This is a genomic window from Dactylosporangium sp. NPDC005555 (genome assembly GCF_040605635.1).
In the GTDB taxonomy this organism is placed as follows: domain Bacteria; phylum Actinomycetota; class Actinomycetes; order Mycobacteriales; family Micromonosporaceae; genus Dactylosporangium.
Map to the genome: position 1 here is coordinate 85,384 of NZ_JBEXDG010000041.1, position 11,726 is coordinate 97,109.

Annotated in this window: 11 protein-coding genes; 5 read left to right on the forward strand and 6 right to left on the reverse strand. The window is 72.2% G+C overall.

Going from position 1 to position 11,726, the window contains the following annotated elements; genetic code table 11:
* Positions 1-402: 402 nt before the first annotated feature.
* Together ABZS58_RS34945 and ABZS58_RS34950 are read right to left on the reverse strand one after the other, a co-directional pair.
* Positions 403-711, reverse strand: a complete 309-nt coding sequence (locus tag ABZS58_RS34945; protein ID WP_354787530.1) for a hypothetical protein — start codon at positions 709-711, stop codon at positions 403-405.
* Positions 712-2,114: 1,403 nt separating this feature from the next.
* Positions 2,115-2,285, reverse strand: a complete 171-nt coding sequence (locus ABZS58_RS34950; protein WP_354787531.1) for a hypothetical protein — start codon at positions 2,283-2,285, stop codon at positions 2,115-2,117.
* 196 nt (positions 2,286-2,481) lie between these two features.
* On the opposite strand from ABZS58_RS34950, the gene ABZS58_RS34955 reads away from it, so the two are divergent.
* Positions 2,482-2,832 carry a hypothetical protein gene (locus ABZS58_RS34955; protein WP_354787532.1) on the forward strand — a complete coding sequence of 117 codons (351 nt, stop codon included), beginning with the start codon at positions 2,482-2,484 and terminating at the stop codon, positions 2,830-2,832.
* Positions 2,833-2,848: 16 nt separating this feature from the next.
* Here the strand turns inward: ABZS58_RS34955 and ABZS58_RS34960 are convergent, their stop codons facing one another.
* Both ABZS58_RS34960 and ABZS58_RS34965 read right to left on the reverse strand, forming a co-directional pair.
* Positions 2,849-4,546, reverse strand: a complete 1,698-nt coding sequence (locus ABZS58_RS34960) for a hypothetical protein (protein ID WP_354787533.1) — start codon at positions 4,544-4,546, stop codon at positions 2,849-2,851.
* Positions 4,547-4,600: 54 nt separating this feature from the next.
* A complete protein-coding gene (locus ABZS58_RS34965) occupies positions 4,601-6,193 on the reverse strand; it encodes a sensor domain-containing diguanylate cyclase (protein WP_354787534.1) in 1,593 nt (530 codons plus the stop codon).
* A gap of 288 nt (positions 6,194-6,481) precedes the next feature.
* Here ABZS58_RS34965 and ABZS58_RS34970 point away from each other — a divergent pair, with 288 nt between their 5' ends.
* Genes ABZS58_RS34970 through ABZS58_RS34980 form a run of 3 tightly spaced genes read left to right on the forward strand, consistent with a single transcriptional unit; the run spans position 6,482 to position 9,847 of the window.
* A complete protein-coding gene (locus ABZS58_RS34970; RefSeq protein ID WP_354787535.1) occupies positions 6,482-7,090 on the forward strand; it encodes a hypothetical protein in 609 nt (202 codons plus the stop codon).
* Positions 7,090-7,887, forward strand: a complete 798-nt coding sequence (locus tag ABZS58_RS34975) for a protein phosphatase 2C domain-containing protein (RefSeq protein ID WP_354787545.1) — start codon at positions 7,090-7,092, stop codon at positions 7,885-7,887. Before ABZS58_RS34970 ends, ABZS58_RS34975 begins: the two co-directional genes overlap by 1 nt.
* Before the next feature lie 52 nt (positions 7,888-7,939).
* Positions 7,940-9,847 carry an Hsp70 family protein gene (locus ABZS58_RS34980; RefSeq protein ID WP_354787536.1) on the forward strand — a complete coding sequence of 636 codons (1,908 nt, stop codon included), beginning with the start codon at positions 7,940-7,942 and terminating at the stop codon, positions 9,845-9,847.
* Positions 9,848-9,854: 7 nt separating this feature from the next.
* Here ABZS58_RS34980 and ABZS58_RS34985 read toward each other — a convergent pair whose 3' ends face one another.
* A complete protein-coding gene (locus ABZS58_RS34985) occupies positions 9,855-10,268 on the reverse strand; it encodes a GntR family transcriptional regulator (protein ID WP_354787537.1) in 414 nt (137 codons plus the stop codon).
* A 40-nt stretch (positions 10,269-10,308) separates the two neighbouring features.
* Entirely contained in the window at positions 10,309-10,905 is a 597-nt protein-coding gene (locus ABZS58_RS34990) for a TetR/AcrR family transcriptional regulator (RefSeq protein ID WP_354787538.1), read from the reverse strand.
* A gap of 70 nt (positions 10,906-10,975) precedes the next feature.
* Here ABZS58_RS34990 and ABZS58_RS34995 point away from each other — a divergent pair, with 70 nt between their 5' ends.
* Entirely contained in the window at positions 10,976-11,584 is a 609-nt protein-coding gene (locus ABZS58_RS34995) for a (2Fe-2S)-binding protein (RefSeq protein WP_354787539.1), read from the forward strand.
* Positions 11,585-11,726: the final 142 nt, after the last annotated feature.

Genomic DNA, 11,726 nt, shown 5'->3' on the forward strand with positions numbered 1-11,726 from the left:
AAATTTAGGATCACTCAGACGTCAAATGATCATGGCTCTGGAAGCTGGCCGACACGACGAGTTGGGATCACGGTTCGCGGACGAGCCGAGTGCCGGCCGCATGCCGAGTGACGAACTGAGTGGCAACCGGTGCAGACGCTACCGACGACGCTGGACGCCAGCGGATTCTGCGGATGCGCCGACGCGTACAGCAGTCAGATCATCGGCGGTCGATCATGGGTTCACACCGAAGAGGGCGCTCGCCGAGCGCGCCGATGCGCAGCCCTGAGGGCGGCGCGGGGGCAGTGCATCTGAGGTGTCCCTCGTGTCCCTCGCGTCCACGAATCTATCTTGAGCTGCCGAAACGCAACATCAACTCAGGGACACCGTTCGGGGACCTGTCCCTCAGTGGCCCCGAACTGCTCAAAGGCCTCCTCCTACCCACGCCATACCAACCGCCACAACGATCATGGTGCCGCCACCATACAACGCCAATTCGGACCCAGAGACGTATCCGAAGATCGCGGCAATCAGGCCTACACCCCCCATGAGCCACAGCGGCCAGCCCCAGGCCTTTGAAACGAGATCCTCGGCCATCCACTGGGCAAATATCACCGCCCCGATCGCTGCAATGACAGCAACGATCACGAGCAGAACCTTCAATACGTTCCCCGCGCGGTCGCTTGGCGTGTCCTCAGACAACAGGTTGGAGATGTCGAATATGTACTGCACCCGGTGATGGTGACGCGCCAGCGCGGGCAGGAGGCTCCGCCGGAAGGGTCACGGTGCACGGCGATGTGGCGTCTGAGCCGCTCGATCGGCGTGACGGTGCGAACGTGGCGGGGATGCGAGCGGATGATCGGACAGCAGTGCCCGCCCAAACGGGCTTTCCCACCTCGGCACGGCGGCGAGCAGCACGAAGCCCGGCAGTCGTGTGACTGCCGGGCTCGACCGGGCCATCAGGCGGTCGCTATCCGCGGGGCGGCGAGTGCCGCACTTCGCCGCCACCGTCGCCCGCGGCGACGGGGACACTGTCCCTGAGCTGTCCCCGAACTGCTTGAGAGCGGCTGGAACAAAGGGGGGCGGCGGGCACGCGGAGCCACGGCCAACCCCCTTTGTTCCAGCCGCTTCTCTTCGGGGGTCAAACAGGGGTCACCGGTGCGTACAGCCACGTACAACGGCGAACGCATACGGACCTGAAACCCTTACACCACAACGGAATTGGGCAGGTCCGGGCGCCGCATTATGGCGTTCACACCGAAGAGGTCGTAACTGGCGCGGCGACCATACTGCGCAGGTGACGCAGGGACGTTGGTGCTCTCAGAGCCCCAAGCTTTCTTAGGTCTGGTGAGGGTTCGATGAGTGCCCAACTGAGTGCCGATTGCCGCGCACGAGGCCGGACGCTGGCGGACGCCGACAGTCACTCAGGCCAAGCCGGAGGTTTGTCTGTGCAGGCTGGATGGGCTCAGGGAAGTCTTTGACACGGAAGAGGTCACTGGTTCAAACCCAGTATCGCCCACCAAACCGGTGAACGCCTCCTGCTCACGCAGGGGGCGTTCACCGTTCCGGTTCGGATTCCCCGCGCACCGGCTGCGCCGGTGCTCCCCAGTGGGGGAGCTTCGCTCCACCCACACCCCTCAAAACCGATCGCCAGTTGCTCGGTCGGCTTGCCGGTTGCTTGAGTCCGGGGTTCGCCCGCCTTCGTCACGGGTATCTGGGTACGTCTGTCGATCTTGTTTCGAGGGCGGTTGTGTCGCCGGCGAGGTTGCGGCGCTATTTGATACCTGTGATCTCCCGATCTGCGGGCAAGGTCCATATGCGGGGGCACCATAACTGCCATGCGGTCCGTCGGCCTCGAGGTTGTCGTCGCTCTGCGTCTCTGGTCGGTGATCAGTGTGCGCAGACCCCTCGGTCGGGCGAGCGAGTGCTTTGTGTCGTCTGCGCGGCCTCGGCGGGTTCTCGATGATCCGGAAGAGTTTGTGCTGCTATGACGACACAAAGTCTTCCGGATCATAAGATATTGGCCAGTATCGATGGATGGACCGGGGAGTACCACGGTTCAGACGGTGATCTTCGGGGCGTCGTGGGGACCATTTGCACACCACCGACGTGGACACGACCGTTAGCCTCCGGAGTCAGCGGCAGATGAAGCCAGGCACCTGCTCAACCCGGCCGTCGCCCCGGTCGATGCACAGCTCGCTGGTTTCATGATCGATCCAGTAGCTCTGGCCGGCCGCGACGAAGACCGGCCGCTCAAGCACGAACCAGCGGTGCACCCTGTTCAGCAGGATCATGCGCTCGGCCACGATTCGAACTCTCACGGATCACCCTTTCCTCAGGCCGGGGACTCTAGGCGCAGGATCGTCGGACGATCTCAGGCGGTGGTGGCTGCAGGCCGACGGCATCAGCGGCATGCTCCTGTGCCTGCCTCCGGGGTGTACGCCATGTTCGACCTCCGACGCCCTGAGCGACAGGCAGATGCGCCGGGACGGTTGGCGTGCGGTGGGCGAAAGCACGGCCTCCGACGAGGTCGCCGGGGAGCAGTCGTCGGCCTACCTCGACCTGTTCCTCACGATCGCCGAGGACCACTGCGGCGGCTACCTCTACGTAGACCTCCGCGACGGCCTGCGCAGAGGCGGCGTCGGCTACTGCTCCGGCGAGGAGAACCACGACGAACCGGTGTGGGACAGCTACTGCTCCGGCGAGGAGAACCACGACGAACCGGTGTGGGGCAGCACCGCACACCTGCTCGAGTCCGTCGCCGACGCCATGGACGCCGCGGTGCCGTGTACGTATGACGGGTGGCTGCCGGAGCCGGACCAGGCGTTCGGGGTGGGGTGGCGCCAGGTCTGACGCCCCGCGGCGTCGCTCAGTAGGGGAGGGCGCGGCGGCGGGCCGGGGGGATCGGGGTCTTCGGGGCTTCCGGCAGGAGCCACAAGGGGTTCGAGACGCCGGCGATCGTGTCGTCCTTCAGGCGGACCTGGGTGCGGACGTAGGAGCCGGGTTGCACCGTGACCGACGTGAGGCCTGCCGTGACCTTCGTCGAAGGGGTGAGGCCGGTGCCCAGCTCGCCGACGACGGTTTCCAGGCGGGCGCCCTTCGGCAGCTCGGTCGCCGACGCGTCGACCTGGACCGGGGACGTGCCGACCAGGACGGCGCCCATGTAGGAGATGCCTCCGACGCGGAGGTCCATGGCGCCGCGGTACGAGACGAGGTCGGTGAACCAGGCGGCGCCGGCGGACAGGGCGCGCAACAGATCAGCGCGGTGCTTCGAGGGGGACCAGACGTGGCTGACGAAGTGCTCCTCGTTGGCGGCCCAGTCGGTCGCGTCGTGGTCGTCACTCGAACCCAGGGCGGTGCAGAACACGCCGTTGCGGGCGGCGACGTCGTACACCCACAGCAGGTCCTCGAAAGGGTCACGGCCGATCTCGACGAGGTCGACGCCCAGGGCGTGGCGCGTCACGAGGAGCTTCGCGAGTTCGTCGCGCTTCCCCACGTCGAGGGGATGGTTCCAGCAGACGAGGCCGCCGTGGGCGTGCAGCCAGGTGACCATGGAGGCCAGCAGGTCGGGGTCGTTGTCGCGCAGCGGGGGGCTGGGGAAGGACGGGAGGGTCAGGTCGCCGCCGAACCAGTTGAGGTGGCGGACCATCGAGACTTCGAGGGCGCGGAACTGTGTCACGTCCGGGTAGCGGTCCGCGACCGCGGCCAGGACCTCGGCGCGCAGGTGTTCGCCGGCCTGGCCGGCGCGGCGGCTGCGGACGAACACGAGGCGGTCGACGACGAAGCGGGCCTTGCGGACCTCCAGGGCCAGACCGGTGAGGGCGTTGTCGGCGGCGATGATGTCCGGCCACAGCTCGGCGATGTCGTCGCGCAGCCGGAATGTCAGGCGCTGCCACACGCCGGGTTTCGCGGGGAGACGGACCGTGCCGACCGCCTTGCCGGCCTTGTGCGTGATGGTGTCGACGCCGCCGATGTCGTACCGGACGTGCAGGATCCCTTTGCCCGGGTGGTTGGACAGCTGGACGTCGAGGGTCAGGGCGCCGCCGCCGAGCTGCTCGGGCAGGACGTCCAGGGTGAGCGTGGTGTCGGCGACGCAGGCGTTCGCCATCGCGTTCCAGGCGACGCCCTCGAAGCGCAGCGAGCCGTCGCCGGAGGCGGCCAGGCGCAGTGCCTTGCCGGTGGTGCCGTCGCCGGGGGAGCGGGGCGAGGAGACGAAGCCGGCGGCGTGGGTGCTCGGCTTGCCGACGACGTGTTCCTTCCACGTCCACGCCGTGCCGTGCTCGGGCTCGGAGGTGCCGTCGAAGTGCACGGCCTGCCGGTGCCCGGACGCGGCGATGCGGAAGTCGTGGTCGGTCCACCAGACGACGTCGACCTTGTGCCTGCGGGCCTGCTCCACGTGCGCGGAGTAGCTGGCGAGGCCCTCGCTGAACGGCCCGTGGATGTGCGTCGCCATGCTCACGGGTGACAGCGGCGACGGGGCGGCGGATGCCTTGGAAGCGGCGGACAACCCAAGAGCGGCGGCCGCCAGCAGGACGCCGCGCCGACGCACCCCGGTTGTGTGATCCACCCCTCCGACGGTGCCCCTCGGCCGTGCCCACCCGCAGGTGAACCGGGAAACCGCTCACTGCGACAGCACGGCGCGGCCCTTGCCGGTGGTCTTCGCCCGGTACATGGCGGCGTCGGCGGCCCGCACGATGTCGTCGACCTCGGCGCCCGGGTCGTTGAGGGCGACCCCGACGCTCGCGGTGACCGTGACGAGGGTGCCGCCGGCGTCGATGGGGCGTTCGACCGCGGCGACGATCCGGTCGGCGGCGACCTGCACGTCGGCGCGGGTGGCGAGGTCCTCGGCGACGACCGCGAACTCGTCGCCGCCGAAGCGGGCGACCGTGTCGCCGGTCCGCAGGCAGGCCGTCAGGCGGCGGGCGACCTCCTGGAGGACGGCGTCGCCGGCGGTGTGACCGAGGGTGTCGTTGACCTCCTTGAAGCCGTCGAGGTCGATGAACAGCACCGCCAGGGGGCGGCCGGACCGGGCGTGGGTCCGTAGCGCGTGGTCGACCCGCTCGTAGAACAGGACCCTGTTCGCCAGGCCGGTCAGCGGGTCGTGGAAGGCGAGGTGCCGCAGCTCGCTCTCACGTTCCCGGAGGCGGGCCTCGGTCTCCCGGCGGCGCTCGATGTCCAGCCGCAGCGCCGCCGTGGCCGCGTCGACCTGGCCCATCGCGCGGTTGCGGGCGTTGGCGAGGATGCCGACGAGCCCGGCGAGGAGCAGCGTGATCACCGCGCCGGCCGCGAAGGTCAGCTCCGGCATCCGCCGGTCGGTGGGGGTCAGCAGCTCGTACGCCGGTGTCACCAGCAGCCGCCAGGAACGCTGCCCGACGCGCAGGACCCGGTCCCGGCGCAGCGAACCGTCACCGTTGCCGGCGGCCGGAAGGACCGCGATCACCTTGCCTTCGCTCAGTTGTACACCGACGGCACCCCGCGCATGGGTCCGCAGGGTCTCCTCCAGGAAGTCGCCGCCGCGGACACCGAGGACGAGCCAGCCGCGGAACCCGCCGGCGTCGGGGGTGCCGTGCTGCGCGAAGACCGGCACCGCGAGCGAGAACGACGTCTGCCGGCGCTCCACCGGCAGGTTCTGGTCCTTGATCAGCACGTACGGCTCGCTGAGCGCGAAGCCGCCGGTCCGGCGGGCGATGCCGAGGACCTCGTTGAGGGCCGGCGCCTGGCTGAGGTCCCGGCCGGCGGCCGACTGCCCGTCGAGGCTGCGGTTGAGCACCACGAGGACGTGCTCGGTGCCGGAGCCGACGGGCACCAGGGTGAGACCGGTCGCGCCCTGTCCCCGCCAGTACGCCTGGACCACCGGCACCTCGGCGTCCGCCGCCGGGACCGCGAAACCGAGACCGCTCAGCCCCGGCAGGCGGTCCCGGGTCAGCCCGGAGGTGATCGCGGCGAAGTCGTCGGCGGTCAGGTCGGACTGGGCGCCGAGGGACACGGCGAGGTCCGTGGCCAGGTCCCGGTAGTTCTCGACCTGGTCGGTGACCGCGCCGCCGATGTCGTCGGTGTAGCGGTCCATCAGCCGGGCGGCGTGCCGCTGCTCCACCCGGGAGACCGTGAGCGCGCCGCCGGCGGCGATCGCGAGGCCTGCCACGAAGACGGCGGCGACCAGCGCGAACCCTGCCCAGCGCCGCCGGCGGGCGTCACGACCAGGTTCCGGCGTCACACCCGCAAGATCGACCGGGCGGGTGCGAACCTGCGGGCTTTCGGCGGGTCCGGCAGTCTACGAGCGGGAAGGGCCGGCGGTGGTAGTCTCATCGGGCCGTTCTTCCGGTGCGTTCCGGTGCCGGCCGGCGCCGCCCGCATCCTCGACGGGATCGAGCCGCCATCCGGCGCACCTGGCAGACCGGGCCGACGCATCCAAAGGTGCCGACGTCTCGCGAAGCGCATGACTTTCGCGTCCGGGCCGGGCGATCATGCAAGTGCACGGGACACGAGCACCTGAAGGAGGAGCATGGCCGACACCACCTTGTGCACGTTCGCGGAGCTCGAGTTCCTGCTCCGCTCCGCGGCCGGGCCCGGCGGCGAGCGCGCCGCCGACATGGACGACGTCCGGCGCGGGCTCGCCCTGCAGCCGGAGGCGGCCACCGACATCGTCACCGCCGCCGGGGTCGCGTCGCTGCTCGCCCGCGGCCTGTGCACCGACGAGGGCGGCAACGTCGTGCCCGGCCCGCTCGTGCTCGGCGCCGTCGCCGCCCTGTCGACGCTGCACACCACGACCGAGGCGGCCGGCTCCGCCGGCGACCGCACCCTCCAGCTGCACCTGTTCAGCGGCACCGCCGCGCGGCTCGCCGTCTATCCCGGCCCGTTCGGGCTCTTCGGCATCGAGGCCCTCGACCCGGCCGAGCCCCTCGCCTCGCCGCTGGCCCGGTTCGTCGACCGGTGCACCGCCGGCGACGGCGAGGCCGCGGTCGTGATCAGGCCCGGATTCTCCGTCGCCCGCGCCGCCGACGGCACGTGGCTGCTCGCCGCCGAGGGCTCGCCGGTCGTCCCGGTCAGCCGCGAGGACGTCGTCGCCGCCCTGGTCGAGCGCTTCGGCGCCGATGCCACGGTGAGCACGTGATGGCGACGGTGCGGGCGGGCGCCGCCAGCGACGTCGGCCGGGTCCGCCGGCGCAACGAGGACAGCGCGCTCGTCGCCGACGGTGTGTTCGCCGTCGCCGACGGCATGGGCGGCCACGCCGCCGGCGACATCGCCAGCGCGCTCGCCGTCGAGGCGCTGCGCCGGCTCGCCGACCGCGCCGAGCGGACCCCGCAGGACGTCCACGACGCGGTCGCCCGCGCCAACGCCGACATCCTCGCGTCCGCGGTCGAGCATCCGGTCCGCACCGGCATGGGCACCACGCTCACCGGCATCGGCCTCGTCCTCGACGGCGACGTGGAGCGGTGGGCGGTCTTCAACGTCGGCGACTCCCGGGTGTACCGCTTCGCCGGCGACGTCCTCACCCAGCTCACCGTCGACCACACCGCCCCGGAGAGCGTCACCCGGCGGCGCGGCGTGATCACCAGGGCGCTCGGCACCAGGCCCTCCCCGCCCGCCGACCTGTGGGTGCTGCCGCCGGTGCCGGGGGAGCGCTTCGTCGTCTGCTCCGACGGGCTGTCCCTGGAGCTCACCGACGACGAGATCGCCGCCGTCCTGCGGGCCGAGCCGGTCGCGCAGGCCGCCGCGGAACTCCTCGTGCACCGGGCCGTCCTCGCCGGCGGCCGGGACAACGTCACCGCCGTCGTCGTCGACCACCTCACCACCGCGGGCGAGGACACCGGGTCGTTCACCCGCGGCGCGCACGCGGCCCCCGAGGACGAGGACACCGACCCCGGCGTCGTGCTCACCGACCCGCTCGGCATCCACACCGGCCACTGAGTTTCGCGGGTCCGGGGTGTCGCCGGAGCGGCCCGGCTGACACCATCGTGCGATGCATCTCGCGATCGACCTCGGCACGGCCTGCACCGTCGCGGTCCTCGGCGACGCCGGCGGGCGGACCGTGCCGCTGCTGTTCGACGGCTCGCCGCTGCTGCCGTCGGCGGTGCACCTCGACGTCGCCGCGGGGGTCCTCGCCGTCGGCGGCGACGCGGTCCGCGGCGGGACGACCGACCCCGACCGGCTCGAACCCCACCCGAAGCTGCGCGCCGCCGAGAAGTCCGTCGTCCTCGGCGGCACCGACGTCCCGGTCGAGCACCTGCTCGCCGCGGTGCTGTGGGCGGTGCACGCGGAGGCCCTGAAGCTCACGGGCGGCACGCCGCTGCTCGAGGTCGCCCTCACCCACCCCGCGTCCTGGGGCACCCACCAGCGTGGCGCCCTGCTGACCGCGGCGTCGATGGCGGGCCTGCCGGCGGCCCGGCTCGTGCCGTCACCGGTCGCGGTCGCGGCGGCGCTGACCGGTCAGGTGCGGACCTCTTCCGAGCGGTGTCTCGTCGTGTACGAGCTGGGCGCCGCCACCTGCGAGGTCGCCGTCGTCCTGCCCGGGACGGGCGTGCCGCGGATCGTCGCCGCCGCGGGCCTGGCCGGGGCCGGCGGGCTCGCCGTCGACACGGCGATCGCCGGGCATCTCATCGCGGCGACCCCCGGCGGCGAGCACCTCTCCGTCGCCGACCGGCGGCGGGTCCTCGACCAGGCCAGGCACGCCAAGGAGATCCTGTCCGCCGGTACGCCCGCCGTCATCCGCGTCGCGGGCCGGGGCGACGTGCACCTGACCCCCGCTGACCTGGAGCGGATCGCGACGCCGGTGCTGCGTCCCACGGCCGAGCTGGCGCTGCGGATGATCCGGGCCGCCGATGTGGAGGTCGCCGGGGTGTACCTCGCGGGCGGCGCTTCGCTGATGCCGCTCGTCGGGACGCTGCTGCACCGGGTCGCGGGGATCGTGCCGGTCGCCGCCGCCCACCCGAAGCTCGCGGCCGCCGAGGGCGCCCTCACGATCCTGACCGCCACCCACGCCGGCCCGGGAGTTGCCGCCGCTGCCGGCCCCGGTCCGGATCCCGCCGGATCCGGGCCCGGGCCGGACTCCGCCGCCGATCTCGGTGCGCAGCTCGCCGCCGGACCGCAGGACGGTGCCGCGGCGCCGCACCCGCAGGCGGTGGCGGCGCGGCCCGTCGCGGTCCACGCCGGTCAGGTGGCCGCGGTGCCGGTGATGGTGCAGGAGCCGGCCGGCGGGGACGGCGCGCACCTGTGGGACTGGATGCCGGCGCCGGGCACGCTGGTGCCGGGCAGCGTGTGGCGGGACGCGCCGTTCCAGCCCGTGCTCATCGGCCTGCCGTCCGGCAGCGGATGGACGGTCCGCGCCCGGTTCGTCGAGCCCGACGAAACCGTCTTCCTCAGCCGCGGTGGCGGCCCGCTGCTGTTCCGCAGCGTGGAGGGGCTGTGCGAGTACCTCATGGACGACGGCGGCCACGAGCTCGCCGGCCTCGACGGGTGGCCGAGGGTCCGTGCGCAGTTCGTCGGCCTCGTCAGCTGTCTCGGCGACCCGCTCGGCGACCCGCTCGGCGGCCCTCTCGACGACCCTCTCGACGACGAGGAGGAGGTCGACCTGGACCTGGTCCTGTACAACCTGGAGTTCCGGCCGCGGCAGTGGAAGCCGGACCTGCTGGTCGCCGCCCGAGACCTGGTCGTCGAGCTCGCTGACGCGTACGAGCTCACCGACCTCGCCGCCCACCTCGCCCCGGGCGGCCTGCTCGACGTCGTCGACGAACTGCTGCGGCACGCCGACCGGACCCTCGCCGGCCGGTCCGCCCGCCGCGGCCTCGACGCCCTCGACCCCGGCCCGGTCCGCTGGACCTGGCACACGATCGTCGCCCGCCTCGACAGCATCGCCGCCTGGGCGGACTGACCGGCGGTCACTTCAGGCGCAGGCCGACCCGGTCGGCGGGGTGGAGCTCCTCGCCGGTCGGAGTGCGCACGACGAGGACCGGGATGCCCTCGGACAGGTTGAAGCGTTCCCGCTCCTTGCGGGTCGGCATCCTGGCCCGGACGACAGCGTCGGCGGGGACGAAGAGGACCTCGTCGGGGGCGCTCAGCGGGCCGCGGGTCGGTCTGGCCGCCGCCGGGCCGACCCGGATCGACTTGTCGGGGGCGAGGAACAGCAGGCCTTCCCGCCTGAGCACGGCGATGCCCTTGAGCGCGGTGTCGCGGCCGACGTCGTGCTCATGGGCGAGCATCGCGGCGCTCGGGATCAGGGCTCCAGGACGCAACGTCCCGGCCATGATCTGGTCCCTGAGGGCGTCGGCGACCCGCTCGTACCGTGGCGGCATGGGGTGACTGTAGCCAATAGGCCACAGGTGGCAAAAGCCCTCAGGCGGCGCCGAGTGCCCGCAACGCGAAGTCGGTGACCTGACGGGACGCCGCCTCCGCGCCCTCCGGTGCGGGGTCGGCGGCCATGCGCTCCTGGAACGCCGCATACAGCGCCGCGGTGATCGTCCGCGCGTCCGCGTCGGGATCGGCCCACGGCAGCGAACCGTCGGCGCGTCCCCGCTCCAGGATCGCCGCGACCGCCGTGCGGTGCGCGGCCGTCATCCGGGCCCGCTCCGCGGCATAGCCGGCGGTGCCCATCAGCTCGCCGCACGACATCACCAGGACCCGGCGCCTGCGCCGGCTGTCGGCGGTCAGCGACAGCATCCCGGAGATCCAGGCCCGCAGCGCCTCGGGCGGGGTCGCGGCGGCGTCCGCGGCAGCGGTCAGCTCGGCGTGCACCCGGTCGCTGTCGCGGCGGAACATCGCCAGCAGCAGCGCGTCCTTGGAGCCGAAGTGCCGGTAGAACGCCCGCGTGGACAGGCCCGCGGCGGTGAGGACCCCCGTGACGGATAGGCCGCCGCCGCCGGCGTCGACCAGGCAACGGTAGGCGGCCTCGATGATCCGCGAACGCTCGCCGGTGTCTGCGGTCACGGACATCAGCCCATGCTATCGCGGGCCCCACCGCCGACGCGCTCGACGACGCGGCACGGTGAACTAGGCTGCGCGGGTGAACCCGTACTTCGTCTGGGAGGACTTCACGCCCGGGGACGGCTGGCGGCCGTTCACCGATCTGCTCGACCCGGCCGTCGCCGCGGAGCGGGTCGGGGTGGCGCGGGAGACGCTCGTGACGATGTTCGGGCTCGACCCGGCGGTGGTGCCGGTGCGGGTTGTGGCATCGGTGACGTTCCTCGGCGTCGTGTCCCGGCTGGTGGCCCCGCCGCTGGTCACTCCCCGCTTCCCGCGGCCTTCGCAGCTGTACTGGAAGCCGGTCCCCGGCGGCCCCTGGCCGATGGCCTGCGACGCGCCGCGGGGCGAGGGATCGCTCCGCGACGACATCCTGCTGGGGCTGGTCGCGCCGCTCCTGGCGGTGTTCCGGGCCGAGTTCCGGCTGTCGCCGAAGGTGCTGTGGGGCAACGTCAGCTCGGCCCTGGCCGGCGCGGCCGGCCAGCTCGGCGACCCGGCGGCCTGGGCGACGGTCGCCGGGCTGCTCGACGTCGCGCCGCTCGCCGGCACCGCCGACCTGACCGGCAGGGTGCTGCGCCGCCGCAACTGCTGCCTGTACTACCGGATCCCCGGCGGCGGCACCTGCGGCGACTGCGTCCTCAGGACGACCTAGCCCCGGAAGCCGGGCGCGGCCCGTCGCGGAGCGCCGCCTCTTTCTCGTGATCCGGAAGACTTTGTGTCGTCATAGCACAATGCCGGTGAGTTAAGCGTTCAGGGTGATGGATGGGGCTGGATGGTGACTGTGAAGGTTGCTG

Excerpts from the sequence above, each read along its gene's own strand:
- ABZS58_RS34970 (WP_354787535.1), top strand. The coding sequence starts at position 6,482 with ATGGCCGACACCACCTTGTGCACGTTCGCGGAGCTCGAGTTCCTGCTC.
- ABZS58_RS34975 (WP_354787545.1), top strand. The coding sequence starts at position 7,090 with ATGGCGACGGTGCGGGCGGGCGCCGCCAGCGACGTCGGCCGGGTCCGC.
- ABZS58_RS34980 (WP_354787536.1), top strand. The coding sequence starts at position 7,940 with ATGCATCTCGCGATCGACCTCGGCACGGCCTGCACCGTCGCGGTCCTC.
- ABZS58_RS34985 (WP_354787537.1), bottom strand. The coding sequence starts at position 10,268 with ATGCCGCCACGGTACGAGCGGGTCGCCGACGCCCTCAGGGACCAGATC.
- ABZS58_RS34990 (WP_354787538.1), bottom strand. The coding sequence starts at position 10,905 with ATGTCCGTGACCGCAGACACCGGCGAGCGTTCGCGGATCATCGAGGCC.